Origin of the sequence: Lunatibacter salilacus, from assembly GCF_009797935.1 — a bacterium.
GTDB classification, from domain to species: domain Bacteria; phylum Bacteroidota; class Bacteroidia; order Cytophagales; family Cyclobacteriaceae; genus Lunatibacter; species Lunatibacter salilacus.
In genome coordinates this window covers 143067-165300 of the sequence record NZ_VOLC01000011.1, presented here as the reverse complement: position 1 = coordinate 165300, position 22234 = coordinate 143067, and the positions used below count along the sequence as shown (strand labels likewise).

Sequence of the window (22234 nt, the reverse complement as noted above, 5' to 3'; positions counted from 1 at the left end):
TTTTTAGAAATTAGCGTTAAGCCCAACCGAGAATACTGTAGGTACTGGAATTCTGTTAACATCAGTACGCTCTGGATCAGAGCCGATGTAGTTTTTAGGAGTAAACCAAATCAGGTTCTCGCCCTGAAAATACGCCCTTATGCCACTTACCCCTTTCCAATTTTCCAAAATTGAATTTGGAAGAGAGTACCCTACTTGCAAATTTCTGATTTTGAAGTAAGAGTTATTTCTATACAAATAATCGGAGGTTTGGGTATCGTTGAAGGCCAAAGAAAGGGAAGGGATATCTGAACCCGTATTATCGGGCGTCCAGGCGTTTAAAACGCCAAGCCCTGCATTTTCCCTACCCTGAACAAAGTTGTTCCAAAATATGTATGGATCCAATCCTATTCTTCCGGCTACCCCTGATCCAAATATGGCGAAATCCAAGTTTTTATAATTGAGGTTAATACCCAATCCATACTCCAAAGCAGGTAAGGTATTTCCAATAAAATCCCGGTCATCGGAGTCAATTACCCCATCATTGTTTAAATCCATGAACCGAATTCCTCCCGGTCTAGCGCCTACCTGTGTGGGGCTGGAATTTACCTCCTCCTGACTCTGGAACAACCCATCTGATCTAAATCCAAAAATAGAAAACTGGGACTGGCCGATAATTGAATTTTCCGCCGTACCGGGGAAGGCCGCCCTAACCTCTTCTGGTAAAAAAGTAATTTTATCCTGGAAGGCTCCAAAGTTGGTGTTGACGGTAAGGGTAAGCCCATTATCCATGGACTTGGTATATCCCAAGGATAATTCCCACCCTTGTGTGGAAGTGGATGCTCCGTTCAAGACTCTTTGCTGGCCTTCTCCGATTACTGAGGCGATCGGTGGCCGGGTAAGGATATCGCTGGTATTTCTGGAAAAGAAGTCAAAGGAACCGAAAACCGCATAATTGAAAAGGCTAAAGTCCAAGCCGAGATTCCATTCTTTCGTGGTCTCCCATTTGAGGTTGGGGTTTTCGGCTTGGATGGACACAAATCCGGAAGGTAAATTCCCTGTACCGTTGCCGTTGATGTCATAGGCTGTTCCTACATTGTAGTAGATTTCGAAGAATCCATCAATGAATTGGGATTGATTGGGTCCATATCTCGATTCATATAGGCCAAATCTGGCCAGATCTCCTATCTCTTGATTTCCCACTTCACCATATCCCGCCCTGAATTTTAAATCAGAGATACTTTCGACATTTTGCATAAACTGTTCCTCACTGATCCTCCACCCCACTGTGGCGGCAGGAAAAACACCGTATCTGAAGTTTCTTCCAAATCTGGAGGAACCATCCCTTCTGATGGTAAATGAGGTTAGGTATTTATCCTGATAAGCATAGTTGAGCTTCCCAAACTGGGATAACAAACGGCTCCCCGTAGCACTGCCGGTATTTGTTCTTGCTCCGGTAGCCGCATCTAGAACAAAGTACGATTCCGTCTCGACCGCAAAACCATTGGCGATCGAAACCAGGCTGGAGAAATCATCTTTGATGGATTCTGTACCCAAAAGTGCTTCGAATCTGTGATCTCCTTTTTCCAATCTGTAATTAAGAATATTGGAAAATACAAGACTTGAAAACTCATTGGTATCATGGATGAGGCGGTTATTACTTCTTGTGATAAAACCGTTATTTACCCTAGGTTCGATATCCTTCCGGTGAAAGTTGTTATAATCAATTCCCAGGCTGGTTCTAAAGGTTAGGTTTTCCAGAATATCCCATTCGGCAAACACATTACCATAGAAATTGTCCCTTCGGGTATTGTCCCAACGGTTCAGATATTGCATTAATACGGGATTGTTTCTATCGGAATAACCTGCTCCCAAGGGTCCGGCAAATTCACCGTTTCTGTCCCTGACGGGTATGGTTGGGGCTAGTGTTATGGCTAGTCCGGGAGTTGGAGCACTTCCTACATCCGGCGTGGCTAGGGTTTCGTTGGAATTGGAGAATTGAGAGTTAATTCCCAATTTGACCTTGTCATTGAACAGGTAGGTATTGGCATTGATCCGGCCGGTGTACCTTTCGTAATTCGTATATTTTAATATGCCCGTGTTGGTAAAATGACCCAGATTAATCATAAGGGAAGATTTTTCGGAATTTGTTGCCACCGTGACTTCGTTGTTGAAAACATACCCTGTCTTATAGGTTGCATCCTGCCAGTCCGTGTCTCCCGCTGGGACATCCGGGTTTCCTCCTACGAAAGGCCTCACCGAAACTCCGTTTAGAATAGGGTTGTTGAAATCGCCATTCCAGTCAAAATCATAGATTTCCCCATAGCCGCCAGTAGGATCCGCTCCGTCATTGACCGATGCTCTCCAGAGAGCTTCACCTCTTTGAACCGCATTGAGCATGTTGTACCGTTGCCTTCTTTCGGACAACACGGAAACATTTGAATTTACGGTTACGGTTAACTTATCGGCTCCCGCTGACCTGTTTTTGGTAGTCACCACGATTACCCCATTCGCCGCCCTTGATCCATAAATCGAGGAAGCCGAAGCATCTTTTAGCACCTGAACGGATTCAATTGCCTCCGGATTGAGACTGGCAAATACTTCCTGCCGTTTGGTGGGAACGCCATCGATCACATACAATGGGTCATTGTTTCCGAGGGTGGAAATACCCCGAATCAGAACCCGGCTATTCAAGCCTGAAGGGTCCCCGGATTTTTCCACGAGAAGTCCAGGCACCCTGCCCTGCAATGCCTGCATGGGGTTACCAGAACTCATACTTTGTCCTTTAATAGGAGCCAGATCCACCGCTACTATTGCCCCCGTCATATCACCTTTTCGCTGCGTGCCGTATCCAACCACCACTACTGCTTCCATTTCGGATATGTCTTCCATGAGGGTGACATCTATGATACTTCTGGTACCAACTGTTTCATTTTGCGACATAAAACCAACAAAAGAGAAGACAAGTATGTCATCGCTTCCTGCCTCCAAGGAATACTTTCCTTCAATATCCGTAACCGCACCTTGGCTGGAACCCCGTACCAAAACGGTAACTCCGGGAATGCCTTCTCCCGATTGATCCATAACGTTCCCTGTCACTGTCCTTTGCTGGGCAAAGGAAGGAAGGGCTACCATCATGATCAGCATGAACTGTAGAATTTGTTTTTTCATAACCTAAATGGGTTTATCTGTTGTATACATTATTAAATTGTTTATTAAGCCTCTTTTCGATTGATTCATAGGATTTAGTTAAGTTGAGATTTGAGTTGAATTATTTCCAGTGGTTTACCTTTTGTTTCAGGCATCAATAAGAGCACATAGAGGCATTGAAGTCCCATGAAAACCAGAAATATGGAGAAGATTTGCCATTCCGGTACAGCCTGAATCAAATTGGGGCCAATCAGCGTAATCATTGCCGCCATCGCCCAATGGACTCCCGCACCAAAAGACTGGCCCTTGGCCCGCAATCGGTTGGGGAAAATCTCCGCTATAAATACCCATATGACACTTCCTTGCCCAATGGCATGTGATGCGATAAAAAGCAGGAATCCCATGAGATTAAAGACAGGGGAGGAAAGAGCGAAAAAACCATAACTGATCATAGAAAGGCTCAATAAATAGCCGATAGAACCTATAAGCATCAGGTGTTTTCGACCCATTTTATCTATTAAAGAAATCCCCCAGATCGTGAATACTAGGTTAGCGCCTCCAATGAATACGGTACCAAGTAAGGATTCCTCCGTTGCCAACCCGGCCCTTTCCATGATTTCCGGGGCATAATATAGGATAAAATTTATCCCGGAGGCTTGGTTGAAGAAGGCCATAAAAAAAGCAAGTATAAAGGCGTTTTTTGTAGGCCGGAGGGTGGGATGTTCCGATTCCCGGTCAAGTTGTTCGTTTCGGATGTTCAGAAGAATTTTTTGCGGGCTATTGCTCCCAATTTCAAACATTCGGGCTAAAATGGCCAGGCCTTTTTCCACCTCATTCTTTTTAATGATCAACCATCTCGGACTTTCCGGAATATTACTGACGAGAACCAAAAAAAGCAGGGCTGGAATGGCCTCCACACCAAGCATAAACCGCCAATCATTGTTTCCTCCAAAGCCTGTTAACAGGTAATTGGAAACATAGGCGGAAAGAATGCCTACCACAATATTGATTTGAAATAACCCAACCAGCTTGCCCCTGTATTGGTAGGGCGCAATTTCAGTGATATAGGTTGGTGCCGCAATAGTGGCCGTCCCAATTGCCAATCCACCTAAAAATCTGTAGCCTGAAAATATTAAAGGATCCGTGGCAAGTGCCGTACCGATAGCTGAAACAAAATAAAGCACGCCAATCCAAAAGAGCGTGCTTTTCCTGCCAATCTTATCGCAGGGGATGCTTCCCAAGACGGCTCCTATTAAGGTGCCCCATAAGGCCACACTCATAATTGTCAATCCGTGAAACCAATCAGAGGTCCCCCATAGCTCTTTGATTGGCAAATTCGCTCCGGAAATAACTACAGTGTCAAATCCGAATAAGAAACCGCTCAATGAAGCAACAATGGAATAATATATTGTTTTCTGGCTCATGGTCTATTGTTGCAACTAAACTACGAGCCTAAAAATGAATTAAATTTTAATATTGTCTCTTTAAATTTCAAATTTGGAATTTGGGAAAAAGAGGAAAAAATAATGCCCTAGAGGTTGATTAAGCGGCGTTTTAAGACCTTTATGAAAAAATGAACTCTTTCAAAATTGTTCCAGACTATTAAAATCGTTTCAATTTTTGTCTTTCAAATTGCCTTCCCTGTATTCCGAAGGCGTAATACCAAATGCGTTTTTAAAAACCGTCGAAAAGTATGCTGATGTACTGAAACCAACTTTATGGGAAATGTCTGAAATGGACTCGTTTTCCTGCAAAAGCAGGTATTTCGCCTTCTTGAGGCGGACCTTATTGATATAGTCATTCACGCTGTAACCTAGAACGGATTTGGTCTTTCTGTAGAGTTGTCCCCGGGAAAGGCCAATTTCCCTACAGATTTCATTTACCCCAAAATGAGGGTTGTGGAGATTTTCTTCGATCAACAAGGTAAATACTGTCACAAACTTCTTGTCGATACTATGTGCAGTGGAGGAACTGGTATCAATAGGCAGTTCGTGTAAAAAATGCTTCTTTAATTGACTTCGATTCGCAAGAAGTGTTTTGATCCGTTCCAGGACAAACGATATGCTGAAGGGTTTGGTAATATAGTCGTCGATTCCAGTTTTAATTCCCAAGAGTTGGTCCTCGGGAGTCGTTTTGGCAGAAATAACAATGATTGGTATAGCTTCGGTTAAGGGCTCAGCTTTGATTTTTTTAATCAGGTCAAGGCCGTTTCCATTTTGAAACATCAGATCGCAGGTAATTAGGTCCGGTAATTCATCCGTTGCAATGGAAAAAGCAATATCCGGATCCTCCGCTTCAATGACTTTGTAATAAGGTTCAAGCTTACTTTTTAGGTATTTGCGAATCTCCCTATCATCTTCAATTAACAAAATACAATGTTGAAGACTGGCGTCCTTTTTTCCATCTTTGGGAGTAAGGGTATCTTGATCAGGGAAAAAGATATCGTGTTCCAGGACTTGGTTATCCATAGAGTTGGTCAATAGCTGACCTGCTTCAAAATGTCTATTTCCCATTTTTAGCCGAATTTCAAATACTGTTTTTTCTCCCGGCTCGCTTTTCACCTGAATCGAGGCATGTTGGAGTTCCAGTAATTCCTTTGACAGTGCCAGCCCTAAGCCAGTCCCCTGTTTTCTATTGCCTGGATTTCCCTGATAGAACCTGTCAAAAACATGGCTAACATCCTCATGCATCATCCCCGGGCCATTGTCTTCCACCCTTATCAAAATTTCATGATTAAGCGGATCTTCATCAATATGAATATGAATAAACCCTTTTTTTGGGGTGAACTTAAACGAGTTTGAGAGTAGATTGAAAATGACCTTGTCCATCATTACAGGATCAAACCACAATTGTATATTCGGATTTTCCGCCATTAGCCTAAAATGAATCTGGTTGTCGCTGGCAGTTTTTTGAAACACGGACATGATCTCTTCCAAAAAAGGGACAAGAGCCTGAGAGGAAGCTTTGACCATCATTTTGTTGTTGTCGATTTTCCGGAAGTCCATCAGTTGATTTACCAACCGTAGAAGCCGATAGGTATTTTTTCGAATAAGAAGCAGGTCATTTTTGAAAGCCATAGCTTCCTTATTTTGAATCAAATCCTCTACGGGAGCCTGGATTAAGGTCAACGGTGTCCGGAATTCATGGGATATATTGGTAAAAAACTCCAATTTATACCTTGTGGCCTCTTCCGCCTTTTTAGCATATTCCATTGCTTTTTGTTGCTGAAGAATAACCTCCTCGTTTTTTTGCCTCAATTCCTGATTGATTTCCTGTTTGTCTTTCAGAGATTTGAAAATATAGGCAAGTGAAACAATGGCCACAAAAAGCGTAATGGCCAAAACGATCAACAGTCCCCGTTGGCTCTGATAGATTTCCAATTGACTGTCAATCATTTCTTTTTGGCGAACAATATTTAGCTGCTGGCTGATTATCCTGTCCGTCTGTTGCTTCATAATCCGAATATTGGAAAGGTCCACAGCCGCAGTCTGAAGGATATTTTCTTTCTCTACGTCCTCCCCAGATAGAATTTTATGGGCTATTTCGATAGCCTTATCCCCACCGGTAGGATAGAAAAACGTGGCGTGCAGAACTCCGTCGGCAATTGCTTGAATACCCCCAAAGGGTCCTGGAAGCGCATCGACACCAACAAAAATCTTATCAAAAATTCCCAGTTCCCTGCAAACCTCATTTGCGGCGATGGTCATCACATCGTTGTGTCCAAATACCAAATCAAACTCAGGGTATTCATTCTGAAGAAGGTGTGCTTTCAGTCCGTTTCTTGCGGTATCCTTTTCCCATTCCCCTTCAATTTGGGATACTATCTCAATTTCGGTGCCTTCAAGTGCTTTCAACAGCCCCCTGTGACGATCCCTTGCCGGAGAACTTCCCCTTAGCCCCCATATTTCCAGAATACTCCCTTTGCCTCGCAATAGATTGTTGATGTATTGTCCGGCTGTTATCCCAATCTCATAATTATCCCCTCCAACATAAGCCGAGTAAAGGTTGGAATTGATTTTTCTGTCGACAATAATTACAGGAGTACCGGAATGAAATATTTCCTCCACTATGGCACTGATCGGTTCGGATTCATTGGGAGAAACAATCAATAAATCCACGCCCTGCTTCTGAAACTCTCTAATTTGTTGGATCTGTATTTGGCTATTCCCTCCGGCATCCTTGATTTCCAAACTCAGATCCGGATAAAAAGAAAGCTCCCGATACATCTCTTCATGCATGGTTCTTCGCCAAGCATCATTGCTAACACACTGGGAAAAGCCAATCCTTAATTTTTTATTTTTGTCATTTTCGCAAGACGACAGAAATCCAAGACCTAATAGCAGAGGCACAATAGATACAAGAAATGAATGAATAAAAGCCTGTTTCATTTCCGTTTTGGGTTTTTTTTCTACAATTTATAGTTTTATACCCTAATACTTAATATCTCAGACTCGAAATAAATTAAATAGCCCAGTTCTTAGGAATTTAAACTGTGCAATCAAACCTAAAATTTGAAATTGAGCAATAAACCGGAAAACGTAGTTATTTGGAATCATAAGTTCCGCTTACAGTTCCTTACGCAAGTTGGCTTAGAAACTTAACCGAATAATTATTTTCTTGGGTATTCCCGGAATTCGTGATAATGACCCTATTCCGAGTAGTACGCTCCCCTTTATTAAATTCATCGTATTCCAAAACTGAAGTTTCTTCATATTGTGAGTTTATTTTTCTGACTGCTTATCTGGATTGGGGATTTGCAATCCAGATCCAGATAAGCAGAAATCATTCATATTCTGAGAAACGGCCAAATCATGGATCAAAAAAATTGGAATTTAGGTAAATTTATATCCCAAAAACCATATTTTGCACTCACAATTAATTTCACTCAACATAACCTACCCAATCATGCTAAAACACAGAAATCCGAAATTATTTAGAAATCCATTTCTGAATCTACTCCTTATTTGTATTGTCTTCCAGGGATGCGAATACGCATCGCCAAGCGATATGGACGATGTAAAAACACTATCCATTAAGAAAAAAAAACCAAAAGACTACGAGATTTGGGCCCTTGATCAAGGTATAAACCTAAGTAGGATTCATATTTTTAATTCCGTTCTGGAAGAGAATGAAGTGATTGACTTTCCCGAATTGTTTTCCAAACAAGAAATTTCGGGCCAAGTAACCATGCCGCATATGATTGAATTCAATTCCACCCACGAGTATGCTGCGGTGGCTTCCCCCGCATCAGGCAACGTGGCTATCATCAGAACATCAGACAGAAAAGTGATTGATGTTATCGCAACTGGAGCAGGTGCACATATGGCTAGTTTTACGCCCGACGACAAATCGATATGGGTGGCCAACATTGGCACCGTCACCTTTACTGAGATTACGGTAGACCTAGCAACAGAAAGCTTTGCTATCGGCCGAGAACTCAATCTTTTGACAGACCCGGAATGGATCGCAAAATTTGAAGGAGTTGCAGGTGGTGGCGGTGGCGCAGTGGGCGTGGATGTCTCAGCACCTGTATGTCATGCTTATACTGTTGACGGTGCTTTTGCATACATTACGCTCGGTCCCGGTGCGGGAGGTCTGGTAGTGGTGGATATCTTATCCGGAGAGCCCAAAATCGTAAAGGCTTTTTCCAGAGACGAAGTAAAAGCCAACTGTGGACTGGCCCTTAGTAATGATGGCAGAAAGATGTATGCAAACTGGGGTGACCCCGGAGATCCAATCGATCCTCCTGCCCAGAGCGGAGCTTGGTATGTTTTTAATACTGCTGACCATACCCTGTTAAAATCAAGCACCGAGACGCGAGGTGTTGATGCGCATGGTGCCCGGGTTAGTCCCAGGGGGCCTTGGTTATGGCAGGTAAATCGCGGAAGTGACAACGGAGTAGTGATCAATACCCAGACAGATAGAATTATTCACACCTTGGATGATGTGGGCAGCAGTCCCGACATCCTTGATTTCTCCCCGGATGGTAAATATGCCTTTATTACCCTAAGAGGTCCAAATCCGCGTAGCGGGGCTGCGCACGTATCCACAGGTGACACCCCGGGATTTTCGGTCATCAATACTGCCAACCGAAAAAAGGTAGCGCTGATCCAGCCTGCCCCACCGGAAGATCTGGCTGCTAGCGATTTTCACGGAATTAAAGTCCGGCATCTATATTAATTGCCTGTAGAATTAAACGTGGATCTTTCCTAAATAATAGCCCTGCCGTTCCTTTGGTCTGCAAGGCTATTATTTTTTATGCTTTGCTTTATGTGTAATAGCGAAGGCGTTGCTTATGAGCAAAATATCTAGTCCCTCGATTACAATCAATAAGCTCGAAATAAGATTGGGCATAGTGCCGAATACACTTGCCCGGGTGACTACCGGCATTTATCTTCGGATTTTTTGAGGAAGCAATAATAAGGGAAAATGCTTAGGGGGATGGGTTAGGATCACAAACCCTATTTATCTGGGTTCGGGATTCCAAACCCCGAATTGCGCAAATTGCGGGATAATGGACACCTGCAAATTAAGTTAAATGAATTAATTTAAGAGAAAAGGCGTTAAGCTTGGCTATAAGTCAACAATGGACCTACCTAATCTGAAAATGCATAATAATTTAATACGGCGAAATAATATAAACATTTTTGGAAATGGTACGCAGGCGATTGTTTTTGCCCATGGCTTTGGATGTGATCAAAATATGTGGCGACACATCACTCCTGCTTTTGAGAAGGAATATCAAGTTATTCTGTATGACCACGTAGGCTCGGGGAAATCAGATCAAAGTGCCTATGATTTCGAAAAGTACAGTTCTCTCCATGGATATGCTGACGATCTCATCGAAATTTGTAATGATCTGCACCTTCAGAAGGTAATTTTTGTAGGTCACTCTGTAAGCAGCATGATTGGCATACTTGCCTCAACTAAACGTCCTGATCTTTTTGAAAAATTAGTTTTGATAGGACCTTCTCCCTGCTACGTAAACAAGAATGGATATGTGGGGGGATTTACAAGTCAGGATATTGACGAATTGATAGAAACGCTGGAGAGTAATTATCTAGGCTGGTCTAGTTATATAACTCCCGTAATTATCGGCAATCCGGAAATGCCCGAATATTCCGAAGAACTTAGGAACAGTTTTTGTAATATGAACCCTGAAATCGCCAAGCATTTTGCGAAGGTGACTTTTTTAGGTGATAATAGGGAAGACTTACAGAAGGTTACGATCCCCACTTTGATTATCCAGTGCCATCCGGATGTAATAGCACCGGTTGTGGTTGGAGAATTTGTCCATAAGGAAATACCAAACAGCAGGTATGTTCTTTTGAACAGTTCGGGTCACTGTCCTCACCTAACATCTCCAGACCAAGTCATATCCAGTATACATACCTTTTTAACAACTGATAATTGAACACCCAGCCATTCTTAGAAGATGCGGAAGATCTCTACCAAAATGCTCCTTTTGGGTATATGACTATACGCGAAGACGGTTTCATTGTCAATATTAACGCCACCCTTCTAAGTTGGTTGGGTTATGATTGGAATGAAGTCGTCCGTCAAAAAACCTTTCAGGATTTTTTGAGCATGGGTGGCAAGATTTACTTTGAAACACACATTATGCCCTTGCTTCAAATGCACGGAGAAGTTTCCGAAATAAATGTGGAGCTTAAAACGAAGGGATTGAATAAGCTGCCGACTTTGATCAATGCCATTCGTATTCCCGACCGGTCGGGATTCCAGTCATTTTATAGATTCTCTGTCCTCGACATCACTCAGCGTAAACAATATGAGTTGGAATTAAAGAAAGCACGGGAAACAGCGGACCAAACTGTTAAGCGATTAAATCGGATTAACCAAGAGCTTGAACAATTCGCCTATATTGCCTCCCATGATCTACAGGCTCCACTAAATACAATTACCGGGTTGATGAATTTGTTAGACGAAAAAAACTATTTTTCCCCCGGCAGTTCCGGGGAATTGTATTTTTCGCATATCAAAACCAATACCCAACGCATGAGACTCATGATCAAAGACCTGCTCGATTACTCTAAAATTGATGGAAATAAAATTGAATTTGAGAAGGTTTCATTGAATGAAATTTGTGATTTTGCTTTAGAGATGATCGAAGATCAGGTAACTAAAAGCAACGCCAGCTTTCTAATACCCGAAATGCCGAAAATTCTTGGAGCAAAGATCCAACTGGTGCGGCTTTTTCAGAATCTTTTTGGCAACGCTATAAAATACCGATCTGACGCGGCCCCCTTGATAGAGGTGGATTTTGAAGAAAATGATGACAAAATCACGGTTTTTGTAAAGGATAATGGAATGGGCTTTGAGATGGAGTATGCCGACGACGTGTTTGGGTTTATGAAAAGACTACATTCACACGACAGTATTCCGGGAACGGGAATCGGGCTCGCGGCATGCAGGCGCATCCTTGAAATCCATGGTGGGACAATAGGCGCGGAATCAGAACTAGGTAAAGGCAGTACCTTTTATTTTACGCTACCGAAAAATTAACTTATGCTATTTAACCCGTTAAATATCAGCATCCAATAGAAATATAAATGAATAAGTTAATTCAATATTTGGCAAACAGCCAATCTCAATTTATCAATCTTGTGAGAATATCCATTTTCATCGTGATGGCTTGGATTGGCGGATTAAAGGTATATCAATATGAAGCCGAGGGTATTGTTCCTTTTGTAGCAAACAGCCCGCTAATGTCATTCTTTTATTCCAACGAAGCACCGGAATATATAGACTTCAAAAACCCCGAAGGCAAAACCGTCCAAAAGAATATTAATTGGCATAAGGAAAACAGAACGTATTTATTCTCCTACGGCTTGGGTACTGTGATTGTGGTTATAGGAACACTGACTCTACTCGGGATTTGGTATGCAAAAGTCGGAATGATAGGTGGCATACTGACATTTGGGATGTCAGTAGTAACCCTGACATTTTTAATAACCACACCAGAAGTATATGTCCCGAATCTGGGCGGAGATTTCCCGACACCCCAGCATGGGTTTCCCTATTTGTCTGGCGCAGGCAGATTGGTCATAAAAGATATTATCATGCTTGCCGCAGGGTTGATCTGTGCCGCTGACAATGCAAAACAAATTTTACAAGATTAAACCTACAAAAACACAGTCGGGCTTGTCAATCACAGCATCTTGCGTGAAACTGAACGAATTAAAAAAAGTTACGGCACCCTTGAGCAATACATCTAAAATGCAGGTGCAACTCTTAATCCATGGAAGTCTGATGAATACTGTAACTCACAGATTTTAAACCATATAAGACATAGAAGGGCATATGAGTTTATGCCAAAAATTATAATTCTTATCCCAAAAAATCCGCGGGAATCTGCTTCATCCCGAATCTCGGGACAAGTTCTGCGGGCTATTCCCAACGAGAAGGCAAAGATTAACAGGTTCGGGATTTGGCGGAAAAGTAATGGCACCTCATCTCTTCCATCTGCCAAAACACAATCGAGATATCTTCCTATCGATGGGTTCCGCTACCGCTACACCCATGGTTATTATTGTTAAACCCCGTTCGGGGTTAGAATCCAACTCTAACATCATGAATTTTCATAATCTAAAATCAAAATTCATAATCCATAACTCAAGATGGCCTGGCTCGCATCCGTAAGTCTTAATTCGTGATTTTTAATTCATTTCTTATACATTTTTTAACCATATGAGGCCATTTAAGTCTTTAACAGACCAATTTTAAAGTAGAGACTATGGTATATTCGATATTGAGCTTCCTCTGCAAACAACTGAAAATCAACAACCCGTATTAAAAGATAAAAATATCTTTTAATACTTTTAATTTTTAAGTACCTTTGTACCACTGACCGGATAACCAACGGTAAAGTTCAAATTTTGAAAAATACGTGGTTTTTAAATCAATCAACTATCAAATGATCAATCAAAAGCAACAAGAAATAATTACCGCAACTGTCCCCATATTGAGAGAACATGGGGTGACTTTGACTACTCACTTCTATAAAAGAATGTTTGAACACCATCCTGAATTGAAAAATATGTTCAATATGGGAAACCAGAAGAATGGCAAACAGCAGCAAGCCCTCGCCATGGCTATTCTAGCCTATGCCGAACATATAGCCAATCCCGGAGTCCTTATGCCTACTCTACACCAAATCGGACACAAGCATGTCAGCCTGGAAATAAGGCCGGAACATTACCCTATTGTAGGCAACCACCTGATAGCGGCCATCAAAGAGGTATTGGGCAGCAGTGCTACTGAGGATATTTTAAATGCCTGGGAAGCCGCATACTATCAATTAGCTGAGTTAATGATAGGTGTGGAACAGAAAATGTACGGAAAATTAACAAGTGAAGTAGGAGGATGGACCGGATGGCGTCCGTTTAGAGTAGTGAAAAAAGAAGCGGAATCACAGGAAATTACCTCGTTTTATTTGTACCCTGCGGATAAAGGAAAGGTGATCCCCCACCTTCCCGGCCAGTTTATAAGTATAAAGGTTTTTTTACCTGAACTAGCCCTCAATCAGGCTCGCCAATACAGTGTTTCCAGCGTTCCCAGTGAGGAATTTTACCGGATTTCGGTGAAAAGGGAGTTTGGGAAAGAACCCAATACCAATGGAATGATCAGCAATCATTTACATGATTTAGTAAATGAAGGGGATATCATTGAACTCACCGCCCCTGCCGGCAATTTCACGCTGGATGAAAACGGAAAAAACCCGTTGTTCTTTATCAGCGGTGGTGTAGGGGTTACTCCATTGATTAGTATGTTTCAGAGTGCGCTGGAAAATAATCCCAAAAGGCCTATAACTTGGATCCATGGGTGCAGAAATCAGGAGGTGCATGCCTTTGGGGATAAAGTGCTTGAATTAACGACTCATGATACTAATATAGAACAGTATGTGTTTTATGATCAGATATCAAAAAATGACACTGAAGTAGGCGTGATTGAAGGGTCGGTAAATTTAAAGAAAATTCCCGCATTCGAAATAGAATCTGAAACGCAATTCTATATCTGCGGTCCGGCAGGATTCATCAAAAAGCAATATCAGGATTTAGTAGAAATAGGTGCGGATCCTGCCGCTGTCTTCTTTGAAGAATTCGGTCCCCAACAGCTATCATTAAATTAAAACCATCTAAGGATAAGAACAATAAAGGTCTGGAAATGGCCTTTGTTGTCCTTTTAAAAATATTCCACTTACCGTAGTCTGCAACTACAACGGTCTATCAGAAGGAGTGTGCATTTCCGGTGGAGAAAAAACATTTAGCAAACCACCCTGCCAAAAACACTCAAGCGGAGTGTCGGAATACTGGGTTTCCACTGAAGGAAAAAATGGTGCAAATCGCCCCGTTTTGGACGCAGGCTCCTAATTCCGGCGTAACCCAAAACTCATAACTCAATATGACTTGGCTCGCAATCCGTAATTCTTAATTCATTTATTGTTGGGCATTCTTAATATAATTGGGTGACTCACATTCCTGCCAATAGGCTACGATTTTTTCAATGGTTTTTTTTAGCTTGCCGTAATTGTCGCCTTTCACAAAAAAACCCTGTATAGACCTTGAATAGGCGTCAATCACATCCTTTTGCTCCGCACAGGTGGTAAAAAATAAATAGGGTATGGATTTTAGTCTTAAATCTTCATTGTTGACGATCTTTTCCCGTAATTCCAGCCCATTTAACTTTGGCATATTAATGTCGGAAAGAACCAGGAAAGGTTCAATTTCCGAGTCTGTCAAATATTCCAAGGCCTGTAAACTGTCTTCAAAGAAAATTACCTGATTTTGGTAGTCAAGCTCCTTAAAGATTTTTGTCAATATATATTGATCATCTTTGTCGTCTTCAATGATAATGACAGGCCCGGTTTTGTTCATAGAAATAATGATTATATTCAAAGATAAATTATTCTATTCGGAAGAACAAAACTAATTTTTGGGAGAATATCGCAGAAAGGTTTTATGATCAGGTAGATGTTTAGAATGTTAGGCAGCAATAGACCTGGCAAGTATTAAAAACCTGTCAGGTCTTCTTACTAATCAACAAAATCCATTGGTACTTCTTTGTCATATAGCCTTCCCACCTCTGCCTTTACCTTGGTAGAGGGACAAACGGTGCTTGGATTATCCCGTTCTCGGATTGCCTGATCCGTTGCGGTTTTGGCAATCTTTGTGGCTATGATGCCATCGTCTGCCGTTGGCATATCTCCAGGTGTTTCATTTTGAAGGGCCTTTAACAGCTCCTCATACATCCCGGTAAAACTCTTTTCAGGATGCCAGGGAAGGTATTGAGTACCATGAGAATTCCTAAGCTCAAAGGAATGCTCTTCCCGATTGTATCTTATCACCCCGTCTGTACCTATTATCTCATATTGAAAATTGGTTCTATGCTCTTTGGAAGTAGTGTTATATGAAAAGCTCATTTCTACCATCGTATGTGCCCCGCAATTATGCGCCATATGCAGATACATATGGTCGGGTGCTTCATAATCGTCCAGCCAGACGCCAATTCCTTGCTGCCACACCACTTCCGAGTCCAACCACCACCGGGCAAGGTCTATCTGATGAACCCCACAATCAACCATGGGACCACCTTCAATCATTCTTCCTACTCTTAGCTCGCTGTCTACTCTTTCTCCATTTTCATTCCAATGCCACTTGCCATGGAGGTGCCAGTTATATATAAGTCTTAATAGCCTTACCTCACCAATTGCTTTTTCCCTTATTAGCCGATGTATATCCTTCGCACTTTGGCTGAATCGGTAGTTGAACCCGGTGAATAACATCCGCCCGGCATTCTTCATCACTTTCTCCATTTCCACCATTTCTTCCTCATTCATCCCAAGAGGCTTCTCGCATAAAACATGCTTCCGGTATTTGGCTGCATCCATTACATTTTTGTAATGAATGGGTGCCGGCGTGCAAACTATGACCGCTTCAATACCCGACGAGAAAAATTCCTCTTCTGTAGGGTAAGCATGGGGAATTTGAAATTGGCGCTGCATCTGATAAGCTCGCGAAAAATCACGATCATAAAGGGCATAAAGTTGCAACCCCGCAACTTTTTGTATGGCTGGTATATGTCCAAATTCCGCAATCGAACCACAACCGATTATTCCTATTTTTATCATAATTGCTATTTTTAGGGAAATATAATGACTTTAAGTTGTACGAATTTTCAAGGATTATGTTAGCGGGGGAAGATCAGATGTAAATAATAATTTGATTTTGACAGGTTGGGATGGAACGAGTGTTTTTAACTTAGAAAAACAAAAGCTTAAAAAATATCTTTTAGATGGGATAAACTTCAAAGGGGATAAATTAGAATTTAGAGAGCAGTTTACCTCAAAAATTATCCCCTCTCAGGATTATACAACTGTATTTGGCCTTATTGAGAATATTGAAAAGGTGTTGATCATATCAGCTCCAAGTAATTTTTATTTTCTAAAAACTTACCTGAAAGTCCTAACCGGTGGATTATCTCATTTTTTTTGTCTCCTCTCGGAGCGTTCATTTAATAAATATAATTTTTTTTACTTTCTTTTATTTAAATTAGCATTCAAAAAACAATTAATTACCTTCAAGGTTCGTTTTAGGTGGTATTAAGAAAGAGATGATTTTTCTTTCTTATCCTATATATCTCTTTGATTGAAACAAACTCTAATAATTAGCTAACGCAGACTAATCTTTACCAATATCATTTGCCATAGTGCGAAACATCGATATTTACAGTCAGAACATCAGGCCTGAAAACCGTGGAATAATTTTATTATTCCTGGTTTTTTGCTGCATCATCTATATACATCCCATGCGATGTTATTCACAGGAACACGCTCAACTTGTGTTGTCCTCGACCCCTGTCAACTGTGGTGCTGATGGAGGTATATTAGGCCAATTGTCAAATGACGACGGATTGAGCTCTGCCCTTTTTGAACTGTATCTATTACCGGATCGGCTGACCCTTTTCCAAAGCAATAATACCGGCCAATTTTCTAATTTGGTGTCTGGAAATTACCTCGTGATATTTTCTGGAGATTTTGAAGGTGAAAAAATTGAAATAGAAGGCGAAATTACCCTAACCTCGGATTATGAAGGCCTAAGTTATAGTCTTCTTTCTCAAAATCTATGTGCGGACGATGACGGCAAGCTTGAGGTTATCCTACAAACCGGTGATGCGGCATCTTACGAACTTACCGGTCCAATTAACCGTCAGGCTCAGCCCTCTCCACTTTTTGAAAACTTAATAGAAGGTGCCTATACCGTAATCGTGACAGACGTTTGCGGCGATAGGCTTTCCAGAAACTTTCAAGTTTTCCGCCCCATATTGGAGATCGACTTATCTAGAAGAAATTTCGATACCTTTCTTCCCGCCTGCGACAGAATATCGGTATCCCATGGATTACGCTACCTGAATGCTGAATCGGAATTCCCCCTACAGGTCGACTTTACAGTTTATGATCCGGACAACCAAACTGTTGAAGTAATTACTTTACTTCTTGAAGAAACCGATTTGGTTGACAACTTATTCACAGTCGATATTCCATTTTTCCACGATCAAATGTACACCTATGATCTCTCCATTACAGACAATTGCGGTTATTCCACAAACGCTTTGAATAATACCATCGATTTGGGGGTTGAAATTTCCACTGACATATTGTGGGGTGCAGGCCAATGCGGTCAACGAAAGCTATCAGTCAAACCAAAAAATCTTGTAGCTCCCTTTACCATAACCTTTCAGGACTTCCCCGAAGGTTTCAATCCGGAAGTTGCCAATCCACTTTATCCTGGACCATTTACGGGAGACAATATTTATTTTGGAGATGAAAACGATCCAATTCCCGATGGATTCTATAGCTTGACTCTCCAGGATGCATGTGGCAATGAGGCAAGTATTAGTGTCAACCATAGGCAGGGAATCGGTCCTGCCTTGCCCAGTATATTGAAAAGTTGCGGGATCGGGGTTGGTTCTTTAGAACTGATGAATTTTGACTACCAGTTGATTGAGGTAATACTCAATGTGGCCCCGACAGCCTATGGGGTTACAACTCCGGTGGATCTTTCACAAAATATCAACGTTAATGATACTAGAAGATTTTATCTCAATAATTTGCCAGAGGGAAATTATGAATTTGCTGTAAAAACAAGCTGTGGTACGGAACATGTAACGAGGGTAAACATCGAATCTACCGTTATCACATCGAATCTTGTGGAAATTGAAGAAAATTGCGGAACATTTAACCTGAATTTGGATCACAGGGATAACCTTGCCGCCAATCAAAACACACGATTTGGGCTCCAAAAATATTATCCGGAAACTGATGATTGGGGTCATCCCGATACAGGAGTTAGATTTACCGAAGGCGAAGAACTAACCAGTGCCAACGCAATAATTCTCTCAAACCGAGCTAACAATTTTAATCTGAGCAGTATAGGTGATCTTCGCGTTGTGAAATCTGCGCGAGTGTGGAGAAACGGAGCAGACATTCTTAAATCGGAGAATGCTGTGGCGTTTTGCTTGGAAACATTACATAGCTTCAGGTTTCTTGGACAAGCAGAATTGGTGTCAGCCAATTATTATATTTGCGAAGATGGCGATTATGAAGTATTTCTGGACGCAAATGGCTATGAGCCCCTTAATTTTAAAATCGTCTCTAAAAATGGCCTTCCCTTTTCAGTCGACAATGGCCAAAATCCTTTGTTTTCAAATTTGGAAGGAGGTAGATACAGATTCCAGATTCAAGACCGATGCGGAAACATTACCAATTCCACAATTCAGCTTTTCGGCACTAACCTACCAGTAATTACTCCGGAAAATCTCTGTGAAGGAGAAAATGGGAGACTCTTCCTTCCAGATTACGATTTTATCAATTATGAATGGTTCCGGGATGATGATCCTAACACTATTTTGAGTACAGAGTCTTTCTTAACTTTTGATCCTTTTACCATTGGAACACATAGCGGGATTTATAAGGTAAACCTGACTCACCAGGACCCAAACAGTTGCTTAAACGAGACGATCGATTTTTTGATTGATGCCGATAATCTTGAAGCACTACCTGGCGTCGGAATGGAAGCCGAAATTTGTGAAGGAGATATCGTTGATTTATTCGATTATTTGGAAGGACCGTTTAACGATTATGGGGAATGGGAGGATTTATCAGGAAATATTACGCTTGACCGCAGTTTTTGGAACACAGAAGGATTTGAGGCAGGAGAATATTCCTTTCAGTATGCTATTTCTGGACTTTGTTCGGGGGAAGGCACCTCCACTGTAACCTTAAACCTCAGCGAACGCGTAAGTAGCCCAACAGGGCCTGGAACCCAAGAGTTTTGCGAATCGAGCAATCCCAAAATATCCGATTTATTGGCGACTGGTGAAAACATCACCTGGTACAATTCCCCTGTAGAAGGCACTCCCTTCGATCCTGAGACGGTACTGACAACCAACACCGTGTATTTTGCGGAACAACTTGTAAATGGTTGTCCTTCAACCGAAAGGATGGCATCCACCGTCACTATATTTACCGACTTGGAAAATACAGCAATCGGTAATGCTCAAACACTATACCAACTGGATCCCCCTGAACAACTAAACGGGGAAGAACCGATCGGCGGAAAAGGAAGCTATACTTTCCAGTGGCAATCATCTGAGGACAATCAAACATGGGGAAACATTCCCGGAGCAACGGAAATAAACTATCAACCGGATGGGTTATTGGAAACGACACATTTCAGACGACTGACTGAGGACTCAGCGTGCGGGCAGGATATAAGTAATTCCATTACATTGACAGTAGTGGCAGCCCCGCTAGAAGCCTTTGGGGAAAGTTTCGGGCCACTGAAGGGATATGAAACAAACCCTTTGCCTGTACTGGGAAATGATCTTTTCAAAGGAAACCCCGTAACCCCCAATGAAGTTACAGGCAATATCGTTGCCATTGAAGACCAAAATGGCACCAACATATCTCTTGCCCATGAATGGGATGAAAATGGGAATTTAGTCCTCTTGCCGGGCACCCCTCCCGGCAACTATTCGATACGGTACGAAATTTGTCAAGTTTCTGTACCTAACAATTGTGCTACAGCAATTGCAGCGGTTTGGGTTGGAGCATTAGATATAGACATGGAAAAAACAGTGGACATTGAAAGGGCCATTGAGGGAGACTTGTTGCAGTTTACTATTTCAATAAGGAATGGAAGCCCATTTGTACTTGACGGGTTTGTAGTGGAGGATCTATTGCCGTCGGGTTTCCTATTGCTTGCCGCCACTCCTCCTACCACGGATGGAGGATTAAGCTGGCTTTTTGATGGTTTTGCATCGGAATCCTCCCTAACGATTACCTTAGAAGTGATGGCTGTAAATGACGGCACGTTTACAAACCAAGTACGGGGTGCCGTCGGGGACTTTGATCAAATTGTATCAAGCCCACCAGTGATTGTCCGTGCAAAATCAGTGGATCTAGGCATAGAGAAAACATCAAACGGAATAAGAGTCGCTGACGGTGATATATTTCACTATGACATCATCGTCAGAAATTCAGGGTTGGATGATGCCAGCGAGGTGGTAGTATCGGATATGTTGCCAGATGCGCTTGGTTTTATATCAGCGGATTTTCAGTCTAGTTCACCTGCGATCTCCCCTGTATTTACTGCCACCGGAGGTCAGTTGATTTGGGAGATTTCCGAATTTCCAGTCGGTGAGTCACTTAATATAAGATTGGAAGTAATGGCTCAGGATGAAGGCTTTGTAGCAAATGAGGCTTATGTTCGAAGTAATGAGGAAGATGCGGAAATATCAAATAACAGCAGTAGGGATGAAATCAACATTATCCCCCTATTTATCCCCAATGTCATCAAACCGGATAATGACGGCAAGAACGAGACATTTGTAATCCGTGCGACTAACAAATTTGATCAGATCAGTTTGATTATTTTCAACAGATGGGGGGATGCGGTATATGAGTCAGTTGATTATCAAAATGATTGGAGTGCCGAGGGATTAAATGCTGGTACTTATTATTACCAAGTCATAGGAAGAACAACAGGATTGGCAGAAAAACAATATAAGGGATGGTTGCAGGTAATCAAATAAGGTTTTTTGTAATTGCTGCCAAATCGATGGTGTTAATGCTTTATATAATGTGGGCACCTTATGGACATGCCCAGCAGATTCCACAATACAGTCAGTATACCTTCAACAGCCTTCATATCAATCCTGCCTACGCAGGATATAAAATTGATCCATTTGTCCAAGCCACCTATAGAAGTCAGTTTATGGCTTTTCCCGGGGCTCCGGAGACATTTAGTATCACCGCCGATATGGCATCCTCAGATGAACTAATGGGGTTTGGTGCATCACTGTTTTCGGACAGACTTGGTGCTACTAAGGTTCATGGGGCGTTATTGACCTACTCCTATAAAATAAAAGTAACAAACAATTCCTACCTAAGTATGGGAGTTAGCGCTGGTACTTCGGAATATGTCTTAGATGGAAATTTGCTGATGCCAGATGATGTTACTGACATGACAATACCCATGGAGCGGATTAACATGTTTACTCCGAACCTAAATGCGGGACTGTTTTTCCACTCTGAAAAGTTCTTCTCTGGATTAAGCGTATTCAATCTAGTAGGACAACGGAATCTGGAAAACCAAGACGTGGCCTTGGCTGTTCATAACAACCACTACTTCCTACAGATCGGGAGTATTCTACCTCTATCAGCCGAAACCGCCTTTAAGCCATCCCTTTTAATTCGGGAAGATTTTAGTAGTCCCACAAGTTTTGACTTGAATGCCATGTTTCTTTTTTATGATCGATTTTGGGTTGGAACTTCTTATCGGTCAAGTATTGGCAAGAACTCTTCCGGCCCAGCTCCCAGTAAGCGAAATGCTATTGCGTTCCTTATTGACCTTTTTCTGACCGATAGTCTCCGATTCGGATATGCGTATGATTTCAACCTGAGCAGACAAAATAATTTCATAAACAATTCCCACGAAATATCTTTGGGTTATTATTTAGGGAGCAAGACCCTTACGCAAAAACCGTATAAAACTTTCTGATTTGAAATACGCATGAGCGCCGGAAG

13 protein-coding genes are annotated in these 22234 nt (G+C 41.9%); 8 read left to right on the top strand and 5 right to left on the bottom strand.

The window, feature by feature from the left end; genetic code table 11:
- Nucleotides 1-3 precede the first annotated feature (3 nt).
- The 3 genes from FQ608_RS15870 to FQ608_RS15860 all read right to left on the bottom strand — a co-directional run bounded on the left by FQ608_RS15870 (nucleotide 4) and on the right by FQ608_RS15860 (nucleotide 7517).
- A complete protein-coding gene (locus FQ608_RS15870; protein WP_158859220.1) occupies nucleotides 4-3150 on the bottom strand; it encodes a SusC/RagA family TonB-linked outer membrane protein in 3147 nt (1048 codons plus the stop codon).
- A 74-nt stretch (nucleotides 3151-3224) separates the two neighbouring features.
- The gene (locus tag FQ608_RS15865) at nucleotides 3225-4553 is read right to left on the bottom strand and encodes a sugar porter family MFS transporter (protein ID WP_158859219.1); all 1329 of its coding nucleotides are present in this window, start codon (nucleotides 4551-4553) and stop codon (nucleotides 3225-3227) included.
- Between the two features lie 189 nt (nucleotides 4554-4742).
- Nucleotides 4743-7517, bottom strand: coding sequence for a hybrid sensor histidine kinase/response regulator transcription factor (locus FQ608_RS15860; RefSeq protein WP_158859218.1), 2775 nt, complete (start codon nucleotides 7515-7517; stop codon nucleotides 4743-4745).
- Between the two features lie 517 nt (nucleotides 7518-8034).
- Here FQ608_RS15860 and FQ608_RS15855 point away from each other — a divergent pair.
- The 5 genes from FQ608_RS15855 (at nucleotide 8035) to hmpA (ending at nucleotide 14278) form a co-directional block, all read left to right on the top strand.
- Nucleotides 8035-9309 (top strand): YncE family protein, encoded by a 1275-nt coding sequence (locus tag FQ608_RS15855; RefSeq protein WP_158859217.1) that lies wholly within the window; start codon nucleotides 8035-8037, stop codon nucleotides 9307-9309.
- A gap of 427 nt (nucleotides 9310-9736) precedes the next feature.
- A complete protein-coding gene (locus FQ608_RS15850) occupies nucleotides 9737-10543 on the top strand; it encodes an alpha/beta fold hydrolase (RefSeq protein WP_158859216.1) in 807 nt (268 codons plus the stop codon).
- Nucleotides 10540-11652, top strand: coding sequence for a sensor histidine kinase (locus FQ608_RS15845; RefSeq protein ID WP_158859215.1), 1113 nt, complete (start codon nucleotides 10540-10542; stop codon nucleotides 11650-11652). The genes FQ608_RS15850 and FQ608_RS15845 overlap by 4 nt, the downstream gene beginning before the upstream one ends.
- 47 nt (nucleotides 11653-11699) lie before the next feature.
- Nucleotides 11700-12269 carry a DUF417 family protein gene (locus tag FQ608_RS15840; protein WP_158859214.1) on the top strand — a complete coding sequence of 190 codons (570 nt, stop codon included), beginning with the start codon at nucleotides 11700-11702 and terminating at the stop codon, nucleotides 12267-12269.
- A 794-nt stretch (nucleotides 12270-13063) separates the two neighbouring features.
- Entirely contained in the window at nucleotides 13064-14278 is a 1215-nt protein-coding gene (gene hmpA / locus FQ608_RS15835) for an NO-inducible flavohemoprotein (protein ID WP_234364229.1), read from the top strand.
- A 307-nt stretch (nucleotides 14279-14585) separates the two neighbouring features.
- On the opposite strand, the gene FQ608_RS15830 is transcribed toward hmpA, so the two are convergent.
- Nucleotides 14586-15023, bottom strand: a complete 438-nt coding sequence (locus FQ608_RS15830) for a response regulator (protein WP_158859213.1) — start codon at nucleotides 15021-15023, stop codon at nucleotides 14586-14588.
- Between the two features lie 158 nt (nucleotides 15024-15181).
- Nucleotides 15182-16276, bottom strand: coding sequence for a Gfo/Idh/MocA family protein (locus FQ608_RS15825; protein WP_158859212.1), 1095 nt, complete (start codon nucleotides 16274-16276; stop codon nucleotides 15182-15184).
- A gap of 97 nt (nucleotides 16277-16373) precedes the next feature.
- Here FQ608_RS15825 and FQ608_RS15820 point away from each other — a divergent pair, with 97 nt between their 5' ends.
- From FQ608_RS15820 to FQ608_RS15810, 3 genes are all read left to right on the top strand, one after another.
- Nucleotides 16374-16751, top strand: a complete 378-nt coding sequence (locus FQ608_RS15820) for a hypothetical protein (RefSeq protein WP_158859211.1) — start codon at nucleotides 16374-16376, stop codon at nucleotides 16749-16751.
- Between the two features lie 202 nt (nucleotides 16752-16953).
- Nucleotides 16954-21240: a T9SS type B sorting domain-containing protein gene (locus FQ608_RS15815; RefSeq protein ID WP_158859210.1), complete on the top strand. Its 4287-nt coding sequence runs from the start codon at nucleotides 16954-16956 to the stop codon at nucleotides 21238-21240.
- Entirely contained in the window at nucleotides 21219-22208 is a 990-nt protein-coding gene (locus FQ608_RS15810) for a PorP/SprF family type IX secretion system membrane protein (protein ID WP_158859209.1), read from the top strand. Before FQ608_RS15815 ends, FQ608_RS15810 begins: the two co-directional genes overlap by 22 nt.
- The last annotated feature ends 26 nt before the right edge of the window (nucleotides 22209-22234 follow it).